The 16,976-nt window shown below is 64.4% G+C and carries 21 protein-coding genes and 1 tRNA gene; 14 read left to right on the top strand and 8 right to left on the bottom strand.

The window, feature by feature from the left end:
- The first annotated feature begins 40 nt into the window (after window positions 1-40).
- Window positions 41-1,366, top strand: a complete 1,326-nt coding sequence (soxC, locus tag RJ527_01840) for a sulfite dehydrogenase (protein ID WND76496.1) — start codon at window positions 41-43, stop codon at window positions 1,364-1,366.
- Window positions 1,350-2,417, top strand: a complete 1,068-nt coding sequence (locus tag RJ527_01835) for a c-type cytochrome (protein ID WND76495.1) — start codon at window positions 1,350-1,352, stop codon at window positions 2,415-2,417. The genes soxC and RJ527_01835 overlap by 17 nt, the downstream gene beginning before the upstream one ends.
- 62 nt (window positions 2,418-2,479) lie before the next feature.
- On the opposite strand, the gene RJ527_01830 is transcribed toward RJ527_01835, so the two are convergent.
- Both RJ527_01830 and RJ527_01825 read right to left on the bottom strand, forming a co-directional pair.
- Window positions 2,480-2,827 carry a metalloregulator ArsR/SmtB family transcription factor gene (locus tag RJ527_01830; GenBank protein WND76494.1) on the bottom strand — a complete coding sequence of 116 codons (348 nt, stop codon included), beginning with the start codon at window positions 2,825-2,827 and terminating at the stop codon, window positions 2,480-2,482.
- 338 nt (window positions 2,828-3,165) lie between these two features.
- Window positions 3,166-3,240, bottom strand: a tRNA-Thr gene (locus RJ527_01825).
- 225 nt (window positions 3,241-3,465) lie between these two features.
- Between RJ527_01825 and argH the strand changes: the two genes are divergently transcribed.
- From argH to RJ527_01805, 4 genes are all read left to right on the top strand, one after another.
- Complete coding sequence (gene argH / locus RJ527_01820; GenBank protein ID WND76493.1) at window positions 3,466-4,983, top strand: argininosuccinate lyase; 1,518 nt, start codon at window positions 3,466-3,468, stop codon at window positions 4,981-4,983.
- 49 nt (window positions 4,984-5,032) lie between these two features.
- Complete coding sequence (locus tag RJ527_01815) at window positions 5,033-5,197, top strand: hypothetical protein (protein WND76492.1); 165 nt, start codon at window positions 5,033-5,035, stop codon at window positions 5,195-5,197.
- Window positions 5,198-5,275: 78 nt separating this feature from the next.
- Complete coding sequence (gene murA, locus RJ527_01810) at window positions 5,276-6,556, top strand: UDP-N-acetylglucosamine 1-carboxyvinyltransferase (protein WND76491.1); 1,281 nt, start codon at window positions 5,276-5,278, stop codon at window positions 6,554-6,556.
- A gap of 41 nt (window positions 6,557-6,597) precedes the next feature.
- A complete protein-coding gene (locus RJ527_01805) occupies window positions 6,598-7,434 on the top strand; it encodes a phytanoyl-CoA dioxygenase family protein (protein WND76490.1) in 837 nt (278 codons plus the stop codon).
- 31 nt (window positions 7,435-7,465) lie between these two features.
- On the opposite strand, the gene RJ527_01800 is transcribed toward RJ527_01805, so the two are convergent.
- The 3 genes from RJ527_01800 to RJ527_01790 form a co-directional block, all read right to left on the bottom strand.
- A complete protein-coding gene (locus RJ527_01800; protein WND76489.1) occupies window positions 7,466-8,545 on the bottom strand; it encodes a HAMP domain-containing sensor histidine kinase in 1,080 nt (359 codons plus the stop codon).
- A gap of 205 nt (window positions 8,546-8,750) precedes the next feature.
- The gene (locus RJ527_01795; GenBank protein WND76488.1) at window positions 8,751-9,143 is read right to left on the bottom strand and encodes a hypothetical protein; all 393 of its coding nucleotides are present in this window, start codon (window positions 9,141-9,143) and stop codon (window positions 8,751-8,753) included.
- 218 nt (window positions 9,144-9,361) lie between these two features.
- The gene (locus tag RJ527_01790) at window positions 9,362-9,721 is read right to left on the bottom strand and encodes a hypothetical protein (protein ID WND76487.1); all 360 of its coding nucleotides are present in this window, start codon (window positions 9,719-9,721) and stop codon (window positions 9,362-9,364) included.
- A 240-nt stretch (window positions 9,722-9,961) separates the two neighbouring features.
- Between RJ527_01790 and hisG the strand changes: the two genes are divergently transcribed.
- The 4 genes from hisG to RJ527_01770 are packed head-to-tail and all read left to right on the top strand — an operon-like array spanning window position 9,962 to window position 12,874.
- The gene (gene hisG / locus RJ527_01785; protein WND76486.1) at window positions 9,962-10,630 is read left to right on the top strand and encodes an ATP phosphoribosyltransferase; all 669 of its coding nucleotides are present in this window, start codon (window positions 9,962-9,964) and stop codon (window positions 10,628-10,630) included.
- Window positions 10,614-11,918, top strand: a complete 1,305-nt coding sequence (gene hisD / locus RJ527_01780) for a histidinol dehydrogenase (GenBank protein WND76485.1) — start codon at window positions 10,614-10,616, stop codon at window positions 11,916-11,918. Before hisG ends, hisD begins: the two co-directional genes overlap by 17 nt.
- A 15-nt stretch (window positions 11,919-11,933) precedes the next feature.
- Window positions 11,934-12,413: a UPF0262 family protein gene (locus RJ527_01775; GenBank protein WND76484.1), complete on the top strand. Its 480-nt coding sequence runs from the start codon at window positions 11,934-11,936 to the stop codon at window positions 12,411-12,413.
- Window positions 12,414-12,427: 14 nt separating this feature from the next.
- The gene (locus RJ527_01770; protein WND76483.1) at window positions 12,428-12,874 is read left to right on the top strand and encodes a low molecular weight phosphatase family protein; all 447 of its coding nucleotides are present in this window, start codon (window positions 12,428-12,430) and stop codon (window positions 12,872-12,874) included.
- A gap of 25 nt (window positions 12,875-12,899) precedes the next feature.
- Here the strand turns inward: RJ527_01770 and RJ527_01765 are convergent, their stop codons facing one another.
- Window positions 12,900-13,454: a hypothetical protein gene (locus tag RJ527_01765; protein WND76482.1), complete on the bottom strand. Its 555-nt coding sequence runs from the start codon at window positions 13,452-13,454 to the stop codon at window positions 12,900-12,902.
- Window positions 13,455-13,699: 245 nt separating this feature from the next.
- Here RJ527_01765 and RJ527_01760 point away from each other — a divergent pair, with 245 nt between their 5' ends.
- A complete protein-coding gene (locus RJ527_01760) occupies window positions 13,700-14,281 on the top strand; it encodes a hypothetical protein (protein WND76481.1) in 582 nt (193 codons plus the stop codon).
- A gap of 22 nt (window positions 14,282-14,303) precedes the next feature.
- Here RJ527_01760 and RJ527_01755 read toward each other — a convergent pair whose 3' ends face one another.
- Both RJ527_01755 and RJ527_01750 read right to left on the bottom strand, forming a co-directional pair.
- Window positions 14,304-14,492 (bottom strand): hypothetical protein, encoded by a 189-nt coding sequence (locus RJ527_01755; GenBank protein WND76480.1) that lies wholly within the window; start codon window positions 14,490-14,492, stop codon window positions 14,304-14,306.
- A 249-nt stretch (window positions 14,493-14,741) separates the two neighbouring features.
- A complete protein-coding gene (locus RJ527_01750; GenBank protein WND76479.1) occupies window positions 14,742-15,014 on the bottom strand; it encodes a hypothetical protein in 273 nt (90 codons plus the stop codon).
- 158 nt (window positions 15,015-15,172) lie between these two features.
- Here RJ527_01750 and RJ527_01745 point away from each other — a divergent pair, with 158 nt between their 5' ends.
- The 3 genes from RJ527_01745 to RJ527_01735 all read left to right on the top strand — a co-directional run bounded on the left by RJ527_01745 (window position 15,173) and on the right by RJ527_01735 (window position 16,974).
- A complete protein-coding gene (locus RJ527_01745) occupies window positions 15,173-16,039 on the top strand; it encodes a LysR family transcriptional regulator (GenBank protein ID WND76478.1) in 867 nt (288 codons plus the stop codon).
- Between the two features lie 107 nt (window positions 16,040-16,146).
- On the top strand, window positions 16,147-16,365 hold the full coding sequence (gene infA, locus RJ527_01740; protein ID WND76477.1) for a translation initiation factor IF-1: 219 nt from the start codon (window positions 16,147-16,149) through the stop codon (window positions 16,363-16,365).
- Window positions 16,366-16,383: 18 nt separating this feature from the next.
- Window positions 16,384-16,974, top strand: coding sequence for a Maf family protein (locus RJ527_01735; protein WND76476.1), 591 nt, complete (start codon window positions 16,384-16,386; stop codon window positions 16,972-16,974).
- The last annotated feature ends 2 nt before the right edge of the window (window positions 16,975-16,976 follow it).

Here is a 16,976-nt window from a genome sequence, read left to right as displayed (position 1 = left end):
TCCGGGCGGGGCCGCCCCATAATTCTTGGAGCGCGCATTAATGAACAAGACCAAACCACCGGCAAAGCCGGGAAGCATCCTCACCCCATCCGTCGATCAACCGACCGACGCCGGCCGCCGCAAGGCGTTGCTGGCCGGGCTTGGGGCCGCCGGCGGGGCCGCCGCCGCGGGCCTGATGACGCCCGCCCGCGCCCTGGCCGATCCGGCCAACCTGCCGCCCAACGTGGCCGACTGGTCGAAGGTTCTGGGGCCGGGCGTCGACGTCGCGCCCTACGGCATGCCGTCCAAGTTTGAGAAGACCGTCGTCCGCCGTTACGTGGACTGGCTGACGGCGACCCCGGAAAGCTCCATCAATTTCACGCCGCTCTATGCCCTCGACGGCATGGTCACGCCCAACGGCCTGTGTTTCGAGCGCCACCACGGCGGCGTCGCCGAGGTCATTCCCGACGATTACCGCCTGATGATTCACGGCATGGTCGAACGGCCCCTGGTGTTCACCTATCAGGACCTCAAGCGCTTCCCGCCGCAAAGCCGGTTTTATTTTCTGGAGTGCGCCGCCAACGGCGGCATGGAATGGCGCGGCGCGCAGCTGAACGGCGTGCAGTTCACCCATGGCATGGTTCATTGCGTGCAGTACACGGGCGTGCCGCTGCGCACCCTGCTGGAAGAAGCCGGCGTGAAGCCCAAGGCCAAATGGCTGTTGGTCGAAGGCGGCGATTCGGCGGGCATGAACCGCTCCCTGCCGCTGGATAAGGCGTTGGATGACTGCATGGTCGTCTATTCCATGAATGGTGAGCGCCTGCGCGCCGAACAGGGTTATCCCATCCGTCTGGTGGTGCCCGGCTTCGAAGGCAACATGTGGGTCAAATGGCTGCGCCGCATCGAAGTCGGTGACGGCGCCTGGATGGCGCGCGAGGAAACGTCGAAGTACACCGACCTTATGCCTGACGGCCGGGCCCGGCGCTTCACCTGGGAAATGGACGCCAAGTCGGTGATCACCAGCCCCTGTCCCGAACTGCCGTGCAAGCAGAAAGGCCCGCAGGTCATCAAGGGGATCGCCTGGTCGGGGCGCGGCAAGATCGTCCGCGTCGACGTCACCGTGGACGGCGGGCGCAACTGGCATCAGGCGCGCCTGGAAGATCCGGTCCTGCCGAAATGCCTGACCCGCTTCTACCTCGACGGCTGGTCGTGGGACGGCAACCCGGCCTATCTGCAAAGCCGCGCCATCGATGAAACCGGCTATGTGCAACCCGAAATGGCGGCCTTGCAGGCCGTGCGCGGGGTCAATTCCATCTATCACAACAACGCCATCCAGACCTGGCGCATCAATCCGACCGGGGAGGTGGAAAATGTCCGCTTGGCGTAACCTGGCACTCACGGCCGCGGCGGCCGGTCTCGTCGTTCTGTCCGCGGCAAGCGCCGATGCGGACGGGCGCAAATTTCCCGAACTGGGCGCGGCGGCGACGCCGGAACAGATTCAGGCCTGGGACATCGACGTGCGGCCCGATGGGCTGGGCGCCCCGCCGGGCTCGGGTACGGCGGCCAAGGGCGAAAAGGTCTACATTCAAAAGTGCGCCGCCTGTCACGGCGATTTCGGCGAAGCCCGGGGCCGCTATCCGGTGCTGGTCGGCGGCCATGGCACCATGAAGGACGACCGCCCGGAAAAGACCGTCGGCAGCTATTGGCCCTATGCCTCGACCATCTTCGATTATATCAAGCGGGCCATGCCGTTCGGCGAGGCGCAGACCCTGACCAATGACGAGGTCTATGCCCTGACCGCATTCCTGCTGAACATGAACGACGTGGTCGACTCGTCCTTCGTGCTCGATGCTTCCAACATCGGCAAGATCGAGATGCCCAACGCCAAGAACTTCTTTGACGACCCGCGTCCCGACGCCCAGACCGTCAAGATGGCCGCGCTCTGCATGAAGGATTGCAAGGCCGAGGTGAAAGTCCTGGGCCGGGCCAAGGTCATCGACGTGACGCCGGACAAGGGTGGGGCGGCGGCCAGGGCCGCGGCCGAACCTGCGGCGAAGGCGGAACCGGCGCAGGTCGCGGCATCCGTCGCGCCGGCGGGCGATCCCGAAGCCGGCAAGAAGGTGTTCCGCAAGTGCGCGGCCTGCCATGTCATCGACAGCGCGGCCAACAAGCTGGGCCCATCGCTGAAGGGCATTCTGGGGCGCACGGCAGGCTCCGTCGACGGCTTCAAGTATTCCAAGGCGTTTCAGGCGGCCAACGATATGGGCCTGAAATGGACCGACGACGTGCTCAAGGCCTTCGTCGCCGACCCCAAGGATTTCGTGAAGGATAAGATCGGCGCCGACAAGGGCCGCACCCGCATGGCCTTCCCCGGCTTGCGCAAGGAACAGGATGTCGAAGACCTGTTGGCCTTCATGAAGGCCGCCGGCGGCCAGTAATCCGCATGTACCCCCCGGGCGGTCCGCCGCTCGGGGGCCTCAATCTTATTCAGGCTGGGGTGTCAGGCGGCGGAGCGGGCGGCGGCCTTGATCAGGCGGCGACGCTCCATGGCCTCTTCCGAACAGAACAGGCCGTACATGAGCTCCAACGTCTTGCCCGCCTCGTTGCTGGCCAGGCTGTAATAGATGGTCTTGCCGTCGCGCCGGGTCGCCACAAGGTCGTCGGCGCGCAGCCGCGCCAACTGCTGTGACAAGGTCGGCTGACGCAAGTCGAGCGCCTGTTCCAGTTCGGTGACCGATTTTTCGCCGTCGCCCAGCATGCAGAGGATGAGCAGACGGTTTTCGTTGGCGAGCGCCTTCAGAAACTGTGCCGCTTCCTTGGCGCCTTCAAGTACGTCTTCTTCTTTCATGCGAGTCCGATCTCTCCAGGTTTACCGCCGCCACGCGGCGGTCATTCCTCCCTGGACCTTTTTTTGGCTCCGGCCTTCCGGCCAAGCCTTGAATTCTAAAACGCTGCCGATCTCCCCACCGACGATTGGCCAAGTTTACGCCAACTGACAACGGTTCTCAATAACCCCACCCGCCGATCATTGAAAAGTGACCTACGGGGGCAATGTGGAAATACGGACTAAACTACACCTTATGAAAACAATTTAATTTAATCGAATATATCGCACAACGGGAAAGTGGCAGCCATCGATACGGGGCCGACACGGTCTCAACGGAATTATTTAGGGAGTCTGAGAAATGGTGCCGCCGCACAGAATTGAACTGTGGACCTCTCCCTTACCAAGGGAGTGCTCTACCCCTGAGCTACGGCGGCATCCGGGAGGTGAAGAGGGGCGGACAATAGTATAGGGCTTCCATGATGACAAGCACTGCGTGCCTCCAGACTCGCGGAATATTTCATCCCTGGTTGTGCGGTGTTTCAGCAGGCTTTTCCCTTCGTTAATGGCTCCATTCAGATGATCGCAATGGCTCTTTTAACCGGGCCAATGCTGGATCAGCATGCCTCGCGAAACGAAACAGGTTTTTGCAGGGGATTGCCGTGAATTCAAAAGTCAGCGGGATGTTTGAAGAGGGGCTCGACCCCGTTATTCGACAGGAAATGATCGCGCCGAATCTAACGCGCGAATTCCCCGAGGTGTTTCCTTTGATTACGCAGATCAACAAGGCCCATGTCCTGATGCTGGCCGAAAAGGAAATCCTGACACCGCAGCAGGCGACGGCTCTCGGCGCGGCAATCCTGGATATGGAGCGGGATGGAGAGCAGGCATTCGATCTCGATCCGTCCTTGGAGGACCCGTACTTCAATTATGAGGGGGCATTGATCCGCCGTGCCGGCCCGGATATCGGCGGCCGCGTCCATATTGCGCGAAGCCGCAACGACCTTTACGCGACCATGGACCGGTTGCGTGCGCGGCAGGCCGCGTTCGGTCTGTCCGGCGCGGTGTTGGCCCTGAGAGACGTGCTCATCGAGAAGGCACGGGAACATGCTGACGTTCTGATGCCGGGGTACACGCACCTGCAGCCGGCCCAGCCGATCACCTACGGATACTATCTGGCGGGCATCGCCGAGGCGTTGGAAAGAGATTTCGCGCGACTGGCCCAATGCCGGCAGCGGATCAATGTTTCGCCCTTGGGGGCCGGCGCCATGGCGGGGACGTCGTTCGCCATCGACCGGCAGGCGACCGCCCGGTGGCTCGGGTTCGACGGCGTGGGACTGCATGCGCAGGACTGCATCGCGGCGCGTGATTTCTTGGTGGAATTGCTGTCTGCGGCGACGCTTGCCGCGACGTCGTGGGGACGCATGGCGCAGGACTTTTTCGTCATGACGACCTACGAGTTCGGAACCCTGGAACTGCCCGACAGCGTCGCGCAGACGTCCAGCATGATGCCTCAGAAAAAGAACATGTCGGCCCTGGAAGTCCTGCGGGCCAGTTCATCCCAGGTCCTGGGCGCCCACGTAACGGCCATGACGGGATTGAAGGCGACACACTACTCGTTCGGTTTTGATTCTTGTTGCGATCCGTTCCGCTGGACATGGGATGCCTTGGACGCCGCGTCCCGGGGGGCGGCTGTCGCCCGGGTGGTGGTATCGAAGGCGCGGCCGCGGCCAGAGCGCATGAGCGACCTTGCGCGGGTGAATTTCTCGACCGCGACGGATCTGGCCGACCTTCTGGTGCGGGAGTCGGGCCTGTCGTTCCGTGATGCCCATCACCTTGTGGGCGCAGTCGTTCGGGCGGCGGCCAAGAACGGGATGACGGCAGACCAGATCAGCGCCGAATTCATCGCAGAGGTTGCCCAGACCGGCTTTGGGCAGACGGTTTCTCTTTCGGAAAGATCCGTCGCAATGGTCAGCGATCCGCATCAGGCGGTCCAGGCGCGGCGGAACTCGGGGGGGCCGTCGGCCCATGACATGGCTGGGTTGTTGGAGAAACTGGAAAAGGCGGCCAATCTTGATCGGGAGGGTTTGGCCAGCGAAATGGCATCCGTCAAAGCGGCTGAGACGGCGCTGAACCAAGCCTTTGACCGGCTTGCTGGGATGGCCGGAGCCGATGCTTGACCTTTCCGGCAAGGGCAGGCCAATCTCGCGAATCGGAGATTGCATCATCATGTCGGACGGCGGTAGGAAACGCCCGGGCCAAAGCGGCGCCGGGGCGGCGGCGGAAGCGGCGCGCAAGGCGCGTCAGGCCGAGCAGCTGCGCGCCAATCTGGCCAAACGCAAGGCGCAGCAACGCAAACGGGACACCGATCCGGCGGGCGGCAAGGGGGCATGACCGCCGTCGCCGGCGGGGCCGCGAAATAATCCCAATCCCGCCATGACAGGGCCCCATTCCTTCTGTTAATCAACGGTCATGGACAGTATTCGCATCCGGGGCGGCCGCCCCTTGAACGGCACCATCGCCATCGGGGGGGCAAAGAACGCGGCCCTGCCCTTGATGGCCGTCTCTCTGTTGACCGAGGACCCGGTCGAGTTCACCAACATGCCGACCCTCGCCGATTTGGCGACCATGGGCAGCCTGCTGGGTGAACTGGGCGTCGAATTGACGCGCACGGTCGACGACAACGGCAACGAACCCGTGGTGCGCCTCCAGGCGCGCAAGATCACCGCGACGGAAGCTCCCTATGACCTGGTCCGCAAGATGCGGGCCTCGGTCGTCGTCATGGGTCCGTTGCTGGCCCGCGCCGGCACCGCCCGCGTGTCCATGCCGGGCGGCTGCGCCATCGGCACCCGGCCCGTGGACCTGCACCTCAAGGCGTTGGAGGCCTTGGGCGCGGAGATCGAACTGAAGGAAGGCTATATTCAGGCGACCGCGCCGAACGGTTTGACCGGCGGGCATATCCTGTTTCCCAAGGTCACCGTCGGCGGCACGGAAAACGCCCTGATGGCGGCGACCCTGGCAAAAGGCGACACGGTGATCGCCAACGCGGCGCGCGAGCCCGAGATCACGGACCTGGCCAACTGCCTGACGGAAATGGGTGCGAAGATCACCGGAATCGGCACGGACACCCTGCGGATCACGGGCGTGGATCAGTTGTCCGGCGCCCGCCACCGGGTTCTGCCCGACCGCATCGAAACCGGCACCTATGCCGCCGCCGCCGCCATCACCGGGGGCGAGTTGACCCTGACGAACACCCGCGCCGACCTGATCGAAAGCGTCATAGACCTTCTCGAGCGCGCCGGGGTCGAGGTCACGGAAACCAAGGACGGGCTCAAGGTCAACCGCGCCAATTGCGAACTGCGCGGCGTCGACAGCATGACCGAGCCCTATCCCGGGTTCCCGACCGACATGCAGGCCCAGATCATGGCCATGATGACCGTGGCCACAGGCGCCGCCATGATAACGGAAACCATTTTCGAAAACCGCTTCATGCACGTCCCCGAACTGTGCCGCATGGGCGCCGACATCAACGTGCACGGGGCGTCGGCCATCGTGCGCGGGGTCAAGAAACTGTCGGGAGCACCCGTCATGGCGACGGACCTGCGGGCGTCGGTGTCGTTGGTCCTGGCCGGCCTTGCGGCGGAGGGCGAAACGCAGGTCAACAGGGTCTATCACCTGGATCGCGGCTATGAGCGGCTGGAGGAAAAACTGGCCGCCTGCGGCGCCGATATCGCCCGGGTGGCGGGGGTCTAAGGCTTTTAGTATCCTTCCCTGAAAACCGGGAGGATAGCACCATGATGAAGGCCCTGAGCCCAGAGGCTCTGAAGCAATTCCAGGAAGATGGTTATTACACCCCGGTCGACGTGCTGTCGGCGGCGGAAGCGCATGACCTGCGCGCGAAGATCGAGGCCTTCGAGGCGTCCCAGGGTGCGCCCCTCAACGGCCTGCAGCGCAACAAGACACACCTTCTGTTCAAATGGCTGGACGATCTGGTCCATGACGCCCGCATCGTCGACATGATGGAGGACATCCTGGGGCCCGACATCCTGTGCTGGAACACCCTCAGCTGGACCAAGGAGGCTGGCTCCGGTCAGTACGTTTCCTGGCATCAGGATTCCAACTACTGGGGGCTTGCCGGCGGCGAGGTGGTGACGGCCTGGCTGGCGCTGTCGGAAGCGAGCGAACAGGCCGGCTGCATGCGCGTCCTGCCCGGCACTCATCTGGGCCCGCCGCTCAAGCACGAAGACCTTTATCACGAGAACAACATGCTGACTCGTGGCCAGGAGATCACCCAGGGCATCGACGAAAGCAAGGCGGTGGCCATGCCGCTCCGGCCCGGACAGATGTCCCTGCACAACATCCGCCTGGCCCATGCCTCCGGCCCGAATCTGTCCGGGGACCGGCGGATCGGCATTTCGTTCCATTACATGCCGGCCAAGGCCATGCAGAGCGTCGGTCAGTGGGATTCAGCCGCCCTGGTGCGCGGCCGGGACCGCTTCAATCATTTCGAGCACACCCCCCGGGTGACCGCCGACATGGCTCCCGAAACCGTCGCCTACCACGCCCGCGCGGCCGAGGCCGTGCGCCAGGTGCTGTACCACGGCGCCGAGCAGATGACGGGCAAGCTGTAGGGCGATTAAGCTGGGCGGCCGAAGTTAGTGCTCAGTGGTCGTTGGGCGACAGATCCTGCAACACCCAGGTGCCGGCCGCCGTGCGCGCCGCCGCCAGTTCGTACACCGGAATGGTGATCAGGAAGGCAACGCCCGCGCGCGGCAGGTTTTCAAAGCTGATCTTGCCCTTGTGGCGTTCCAGGATCGATTGCGCCGCCTGCAAGGTGATGGCGGCGCCCTCGCGGCCCGGATCGATGGCCGAGGGGTCGATGCCGTAGGCGTCGAACAGCCGCTTGCCGATGCGCGACGAGATATGCGGCCCGGCGTCGGTGATGCGCACGATCAGGCTCAGGCGATCACCCATGACCTCGACCAGAATGCGCCCGCCCTTGGGGCTGCGCGAGACGGCGTTCAGCAGAACCTCGACCAGGGCCTTGATCAGCCGGTCGGACTGCCCCTTGACGATGCGCCGGGCGACCATGCCGGGGGCGAAGTGGATGCGGATGCCGCGCGCGGTGCCCAAGGGGGCGATGCTCTCGATCACCGTTTCCAGCATGTCGATCAGGTTGATGGGCTCCCAATTGGTGATCAGCGCGTTGCGCTGCATGGCGTTGGCCCGCTCCAGATCCGCGATCAGGGTATAGACACCGTTCACGCTGCGGACCGCGTCGTCGATCAGAAGCCGCGCCTCATTGTCGTTCAGGTTGGCGATCTGCGAGCGCAGGATGCCCAGCTTGTCCCGCATGTTGCCGGCGGTTTCCGTCAGGTCCTGAATGGTCCGCTGGTACAGCTCGGTCTTGGCGTCGTTCGCCAGTTCGGCGTTCTCCCGCGCCAGGGCGGCTTCGTCGCGGGCGATCTCCATGGCGTGTGCATGGGCGCGCAAAACCCGCCGGGTGACCGTGCGCTGGCTGCGCAGGACCGTCTGCAATATCCACAGGGCATATCCCATGCCGACAAGGGCGCAGATCACGAAGGCGGCCAGGATGTTGCCCGGGTTCCATTCAGAGAACCGATGCACGAAGGCGTCAATGCCGCCGAACAGGTCGAAATGGATCGTCGCACCTGCCAAGACGGCGGCCGCACAGCCAATCAGTACCGCGTTCCCCACGCGGCGGCGGATGGGCGTTCGCATTGCTTTCCATCCATGTCCTCAGGGTCCTCGCGCCGGGCGCGGGGACCGTTTCCCCACTGCTAGAGTGGGCGGGGGCGGGCCATCTGTAAGTGATACCCATCACAGGAAACCGGACCGTGGCGGCCGCCTGTAGATACCTCGGCGCCGCGGGCCGGCGCCTGGTCAAGCGAAAGGCCCCTAAAAAGGTGACGCCGTTGGCGTGGCGTCACCCTGCTTTCGGCCCTCGCGCCTGTTCCGATAGTTGCCGGGTGGTGTCGGTCAGGCGACCGAAAGGCGACATGCCTGCTTCGGCCATTGCCCGGCGCGCGCGGCAATTGAAGCCGTGCCAGATGATCTTGGCTGCTGCCGCGCAAATGACCGGCGCGGCCAAGACCGCCAACTCGTTGTGCAAGCCGATCCGTATCAGGCTGTCGGCCTCCAAGCCGATGGCGACAAGAATGGTTGCCCCGACGGCGATGGCCAGCAAGGTGTCGATGGCATCGCGCTTCAACCAAGCGGCGCGGTTGGCGTGCCGCATCATAAGGACGGCGGCCTGAACCAGGGTCAACGATGCGATCATGGCAATCGTTTCCAGTGCGAATGAGAAGATGGGGGACATGATATTTCTCTCGTCTATCGTGAATGCATGACGATGACCGGACCGGCCGCTGCCTGGACGCGGCGTCGCGACCGAGCGCCGGGGGACTGTCCGGACGATTGAGCCAAGTCATCGCCGCAGGCGAGGACCCATGACACGGTCGGTTCTCGTCATGCTGGGGGCGGCCTAGGCGGCCGCCGGTTGTAGGGGGGTGTTATGCGGCGTTCACCGCAGCAAGGTCAGACGCCCGGCGGCGGCGCGCGGGACTGGAATCCGTCTGCCGGCGAACGTCGGCATGTTTGTCGGCGGGTCGCCGCCACGACAGGATCGCGGCTGTCCGCCCGCGCGATGGCCGAGGCTGTGGCCGGAAGCGCCTGGGGGTCATCCAGGTCGGTCAGTGATTGCAGGGGGTGGGCGGCCGTGGCGCCATTGCCTGGCGCACGGCGAAGCAGGGCTTCGCGTTTTTCTCTGATATTCAGGTCTGGGGAGCCCGGCAGGGACAGCGGGGCGCTGGTCTGGATGATCCCGCCGCCCCAAGGCGCGGCATTTGCAACCGCCGACAGCCATAAAAGAACCGCCGCGAAGCAAAGGCCCGCCACCAGGCAATCCTGGGTGGCCCGGAATGTCGATGACCTGGACATGCCGGTAATCTACCATGCCTGTGTTCCCGCGGGGAACGACGCTTTCCGGGGCGGTGGCGACAGGGGGCGAACGCCCGCCCCGGCACGTTCGAAGGAGCGAGAACCGGGGATTTTCCGGGGTTTGTTTCCTGGTATCCTGGCGCGAATGGCATTATGTATGCGCCGCAAGCACCCGATTGACCGCGACGGAAAACGATCATGAACGCCAATGAAAAGCTCGTCCTGGCCCTGCCCAAAGGCCGCATCCTCGAAGAAGTGATGCCGCTGGTCCGCCATGCGGGGATCGAGCCGGAGGCCGCCTTCGACGACAGCAAAAGCCGCCAGCTCCGTTTCACCACCAATGTCCCGGAATTGGACATCATCCGCGTGCGTTCGTTCGATGTCGCGACCTTCGTCGCCTTCGGCGCGGCCCACCTGGGGGTGGCCGGCAACGACGTGCTGATGGAATTCGACTATTCGGAAATCTACGCGCCCGTGGACCTGGGCATCGGGCATTGTCGTCTGGCCGTGGCCGAGCCGGCGGAAATGGTCAAAAGCGACGACCCCCGGCAATGGTCGTCGATCCGCGTCGCCACCAAATATCCCGGTCTGACGCGCCGCCACTTCGCCCGGCGCGGTGTCCATGCCGAATGCATCAAACTGAACGGCGCCATGGAACTGGCCCCGACCCTGGGCCTGTGCCGGCGCATCGTCGATCTGGTGTCGACGGGGGCGACGCTGAAGGCCAACGGCCTGGTCGAGGTCGAAACCATTGCCGAGATCACCTCGCGCCTGGCCGTCAACCGCGCCGCCTGGAAGACCCGGCCCAGGGAAATCGGCGGCTGGGTGACCAAGTTCAAGGAGGCCGTCGATGCCCTTGCGGCTTGATTCCCGCGATCCCGGCTTCGAAGACGCGTTCAAGGACCTTCTGGGCGCCAAGCGCGAGAGCGAAGCCGATGTGAACGACGTCGTCGCGGCCATCCTGGCCGATGTGCGCGCACGCGGCGATGCGGCGGTTCTGGAATATACCAAACGGTTCGACAGGTTCGATTTGACGGCTGACGCCATGGCGATCACGCCGGACGAGGTGGACGCCGCGCGCGGCCAATGCACCCCGGAAACGCTGTCGGCCCTGGCCACGGCGGCCGGACGCATCCGCGCGTTCCATGAAAAGCAGTTGCCGGAAGACCTGGATTTCACCGATGCGGCGGGCCTGCGTCTGGGCTACCGCTGGCAGGCGGTGGAGGCGGCGGGCCTCTACGTGCCCGGCGGCACGGCGGCCTATCCGTCGTCCGTGCTGATGAACGCGATCCCGGCCAAGGTCGCGGGGGTGGACCGTCTGGTCATGGTCGTGCCGACCCCGGACGGAGTGCTCAACCCCCTGGTCCTGGCGGCGGCGGCGATCGCCGGCGTCGATGAAATCTACCGCATCGGCGGGGCCCAGGCGGTCGGCGCGCTGGCCTACGGCACCGAGACGATCCGCCCGGTCGACAAGATCGTCGGCCCCGGCAACGCATACGTGGCGGCCGCCAAGCGTCTGGTGTTCGGCACCGTCGGCATCGACATGATCGCGGGGCCGTCGGAAATTCTGGTGCTGGCCGACGGCGCCAACGATCCCGCCTGGATCGCCGCCGATCTGTTGAGCCAGGCCGAACACGACACCGCCGCCCAGGCCATCCTGATCACCGATGACGCATCCTTCGCCGATGCCGTCGAACGTGCCGTCGAAGGGCACCTGAAGACCCTGCCGCGCACGGGCACGGCGGGTGAAAGCTGGGCGACCTACGGCGCGGTCATCACCGTTCCGGATCTGGCCGACGCCATCCCCCTGGTCGATCGCATCGCGCCGGAACATCTGGAAATAGCCACCGACAACGCCGACGCCCTGGGCCGCAAGGTGCGCAACGCGGGCGCCATCTTCATGGGCCGCTACGTGCCGGAAGCCATCGGCGACTATATCGCCGGACCCAACCACGTGCTGCCGACGGCGCGCAGCGCGCGTTTTTCGTCGGGCCTGGGCGTGCTTGATTTCATGAAGCGCTCGTCCCTCATCGAATGCGACGCCGAGGGCCTGCGCGCCATCGGTCCCGAAGCCGTGACCCTGGCCCGGGCCGAAGGCCTGGACGCCCACGCGCTTTCCATTTCCATCCGCCTGAACGCGCCGGCGGGGGATTAGGACGGGAGCGGCGGGATGAGCGGCGACACGCACCGTATTGTCCAAATCGACCTGGATGAAAAAAGCGTCGTCAGCCGCAGCCCCCAGGTCGACCATGAACGGAAAGTGGCGATCTACGACCTGCTGGAGGACAACAGCTTCCGGCCGCTTGAGATCGACCACGACGGCCCCTATGCCCTGCGCCTGTCGATCCAGGACAACCGCCTGGTGTTCGACGTGGACGACGAAGGCGGCGGCCACCTGGTCAAGATCACCCTGCCGATCAGCGTCATGAAGCGCATCGTGCGCGACTATTTCATGATCTGCGACAGCTATTTCAAGGCGATCAAGACCATGTCGCCCAGCCAGATCGAGGCCATCGACATGGGCCGCCGCGGTCTGCACAACGAAGGGGCCGAAATTCTCCGCACGCGACTCGAGGACCGGGTCGAAATGAACCTGCGCACGGCCCGGCGGCTGTTCACGCTGGTCTGCGTGCTGCATATCAAGGCTTAGGGGGGACGGCGAATTTGGCTGACCTTCCTTCTGCGGTCCTGTTCTCCTGCACCATGAATTCCATCCGCTCTCCCATGGCGGAGGGCATCCTGAAATTTCTCCATGGCCATCGCATCTATGTCGACAGCGCGGGTGCGCGCGAAGGGCAGATCGACGGCTTCACCATCGCCGTGATGGACGAGATCGGCATCGACATGTCGAAGCACAAGTCGAAGACCTTCGACGATCTGGAGGACGATTTCTTCGATCTGGTCATTACCTTGTCGCCGGAAGCCCAGCACAAGGCCATGGAACTGACCCGGATCATGGCCTGCGACGTCGAATTCTGGAACACCTTCGATCCGTCGATCATCGAGACGGATAACCGCGAGGAAAAGCTGGGGGCCTACCGCATGGTGCGCGACCAGCTGATGGAGCGCATCAAGGCGCGGTTTCCCGTGCATACGGTCGTCGATACGTAAGCGATCAGGCCGGGAAGGGCGGGTTTCAGACGGCTCCGAGGCCCGCCGCCGGGTCGGACAGGGTGTCGAACATTTCCGTCCAATGCCCGGCGTTGGAGCGCCAGTCGGCGAAGGAAATGACGCCGGAAACAGTCTTGCCGTCGTTGGCAAGCGGCAGGCGCAATGTTTCCTGAAATTTGGAAACCTGGGCGAAGCCCGGGCGGATGTCGTGGATGAAGGCCACGGGTTTGGCGGCGTCGGTGACGGCCCGGTATTCGTCGTTGATCATGCGTCCGTAATCCGCCGGCGCGTGGTCACGGGGCGAACGGCCGGTATAGTCGTACCCCTTCACATCGACATGGCCGGTTCCCCAGTAGCGGTAGCGGAATTCCCCGTCCTCGGTCAGGTCGACGACGCTGATGAACGGGATGGCCGCGTGCGGGTAGCGCAACATGTCGGTCACCCGCCAGGGCGGTGCCATGGCGTCGCCGCGCAGCGTGTTCCATACGGCGAGGACATCCGCGAACAGGGGGTTCCGCAGGTCCTCAATGGCGACCTCGCGCTGAAAAAAGCGGTATGCCGGCTCGGGCGTGGAAGCCATGATTCCCCCAAGGAACCTAAAAAAACACGCAGGTCCATGCCCGCGCGCGTCGTTACCTACCGCGCCGCTCCATGAACCAGCATGCAAAAAAGTGGTCGGGTTATACGCATCGCTGCCGCAGGGGAATGTGACGGCTGTCACGGGGGTAGAAAAATATGGACTCCGGGCTCGCCCTGGCGGGTTGCTTCGGTAGAATGGTCGGAACAGGGCGGACCGGCGCCTGAAAACCGATGTAAGGAGACTGGATGTCGCGTTCATACCGGACCTTTCGGCCCAAAACCGTGCTCGCGGCGGGCGCTTCCCTGGCCGTCGCCATCGGAGGGGCGCCCATTGCGGCTTTGGCGCAGACCGGGGACCTGTTCGACGGCCTGGCCGCACAGCCGGTGACGTTGATGGATGCGGGAATCAAGCGCGTGCGGGCCGGGGCGCAGGCGGCGGCGGGCCGCCTGACGACGGCGGTCGGGCCGCCGGCCCAGTATCGGGTCACCTTCGACAACGCCCTGCGCCGCCTCAATGTCCGGTTCGATGTCACCGTCGCGCCGGAAAAGGCCAATGAAGGGTTCTGCTGGGCGCGGCGCGGGGTCGCGATCCGCGAGATGTTCGGCGTCGGCGCGATTCGCTATTCCCTGAAACTGTCCGACGAGGAACGGATCCGGCGCCGCCTGGGCGTCATGTTCTCACGCGAGCCGGAAGCCACGGAGCGGGAGATCGTGGCCCTGGGCCAGCGCTTGGCGGAATCGACCTATGTCGAACTGAACCTGTTGACGCCGACCAGTGAAACCCCCACGACCTGCCGCGCCGTCGTCCATCGCCTGGAATGGCGATAACCGGCTGCCGCGTGTTCCGGGGTTAGCGGAACAGCAATCCGTAGAAATACAGGGCGAACGGCAAAATGACGCCGCCGCCGACGATGAGCATGAACAGGGCAAAGCCCGTGATGTCATCAGCGCGCTGCCAGAACGACTTGGTACTGGGGGCGGCGGTGTCCTGCGGCATGCCGGAAGGGGCCGGAGAGGGGGTAGAGGATTGCGTCAACATGGTGTGCCTTTCTGAGAAGGGGCCATTCGTGGGAGGGCGATTTGGCCGACGGGTTGCGGTAGAACGAATTCGGTAGGCCTAGGCGCAGGCTGGAAAGTCCATGGAACGCTGCCGGAAAGGGCTTCCGCCGCGGCGTGGCGCTCGGGAACGGGGGGTGCGTCAGTGCGTCTACCGCTCCCGTTCCCGATGACGCCCTCCCAGGCGCGTTCCTGCAGGGCCGGACCACAGGCCCGTTCCCGCATTCCTCGATCAGTTGGTGCGGATGGAAATCTTGCCGCCGCGGATCACGGCGACCTGGTCGCCCTGCACGCTGACGGCTTCGTCACCCAGCACGAGTTTGCATTTTTCGCAAAGGTTCGGGATGGTCTCGCCGGCGGCGATGTTCACCATTTCGGACCCTTCGGAATCGGAAACCGTCAGTTGGATTTCGGTTTCCTGTTCATTGGTCACGTCCACGGCCTTGGCCGGTGCCGCAAGAGCAAGCGCGATCGCGGCGGCGCCAATGAAGGGCAGGACTTTCATGTATTCCTCCAAAAAGGGGTGGTTGTCCGTGATTGGACCGGGCAACTCTCGGAGAAATTCAGACATTTCTCAAACGAAATAAAATTATAGTTTATATCAAAAATTCCGATGTATAATTCAGACTGAATTCACCGTCGGATTTCATTCGGAAGCGCCCCATGGACATCAATCTCGCGCGTACCTTTCTCGCCATCTGCGAGGTCGGAAACTTCGTCAAGGCGTCGGAGCGCCTCTACGTCACCCAGTCGACCGTGAGCACCCGGGTCAAGCTGCTGGAAGACCTGTTGGGGCAACCGCTGTTCGTGCGCACCAAGGCGGGGGCGTCGTTGACGGCGGCGGGCGCGCAATTCCGCCCGTTCGCGGAAAAACTGCTGCAGACCTGGGAACAGGCGCGCCACAACGTCGGCCTGCCGACGGAATATTCCGCGCTTCTGACCGTCGGCGCCGAATTCACCTTGTGGGAACGCATGATGGTGCGTTGGATGTCCTGGGTTCGCGAGGCTTTGCCCGAGGTCGCCCTGCGCGCGGAGGTCGGCACCTCCGACACCTTGATGAGCCAGGTCGTCGAGGGCTTCATCGATCTCGCGGTCAGCTATACGCCGCAGCACCGTTCCGGCCTGGTGGTCGAAAAACTGGCCCAGGACAGCCTGGTCCTGGTATCGACGGAGCCGACGACCCGCGGTCCCTGGGACTCAAGCTACGTGTTCGTCGACTGGGGTGCCGAATTCCGCATGGAACATCTGGAGGCCTTCCCTGATCTGGCGGCCCCGGCGCTCGCTGTGAGCTACGGGCCGCTGGCGCAGCAGCATATCCTGCGTGCCGGCGGGTCGGCCTATCTGCCGCTGCGCGCCGTACGCCCGCGCCTGGAGGAAGGCGTGCTGCATCTGGTCGAGGACGCCCCCGTTTTCCGCCGGCCGATCTTCATCGTCCATCTGGAAGGGGTCGATAACCCGCTGTTCCAGACGGCGGTCGAGGGTCTGCGCCGCGCCGCCCGCGACGAGGCCGGCGACGACGGCGACGCCTGATCGGAAGCCCGAATTCCGGCGATATTGGCAAATCCCCGCAATCCCTTGATTTTTACCCGGCTAGACGTCATGTTCTGGGGCGTTTTGGCCAAATTATTGGAGTGCTAATGGCGAAAGAAGACGTTTTGGAGTTTACGGGCACGGTGACGGAACTGCTGCCCAACGCCATGTTCCGGGTGAAACTGGACAACGAACACGAAATTCTCGCCCATACCGCGGGCAAAATGCGCAAGCACCGGATCCGGGTGCTTGCCGGCGATCGCGTCAATGTTGAGATGACGCCCTACGATCTGACCAAGGGCCGGATCACCTTTCGTTTCAAATAAAGTTTGGCAGGCATGCCCATGGCTGGCCGCTTGATTCTCGCCTCGGCGTCGCCCAGGCGGCTGGATTTGCTGTCCCAGGTCGGGATCGCGCCCGCCGCCGTGGTGCCCGCCGATATCGACGAGACGCCCCGGCCGGGCGAACAGCCGCGCGCGATGGCGCGGCGTCTGGCCTCGGAAAAGGCCGCCGCCGTGGCGCGGACCCATCCGGATGACTTCGTCCTGGGGGCCGACACGGTCGTCGCCTGCGGCCGCCGGTCGTTGCCCAAGCCTGCCGACGAAGCGGAGGCGCGGCGCTGCCTGGACCTGTTGTCCGGGCGCCGGCATCGGGTCATCGGCGGTGTCGCCCTGGTCTGTCCGGGGGGGCGGGTCGTGGTCCGCGACGCCGTGACGGCGGTGCAGTTCAAGCGCCTCAGCCGGGCCGAGGTGGATATGTATCTCGCCTCCGGTGAATGGCGGGACAAGGCCGGCGGCTATGCCATTCAGGGGCTTGCCGCGCTGTTCGTCTCGGCGATCAACGGCGATTACAACAATGTGGTCGGCTTGCCGCTCGCCCTCACGGCGGCGCTGCTGACCGGCGCCGGGGCGTGGTCCCCGGTGGGGAAAGGATAGCC

The sequence above is a fragment of the Thalassospiraceae bacterium LMO-SO8 genome (assembly GCA_031655335.1).
Taxonomy (GTDB): domain Bacteria; phylum Pseudomonadota; class Alphaproteobacteria; order Rhodospirillales; family Casp-alpha2; genus UBA1479.
The sequence above is the reverse complement of the archived record's forward strand: the minus strand, read 5'-3'. Positions and strand labels throughout refer to the sequence as shown.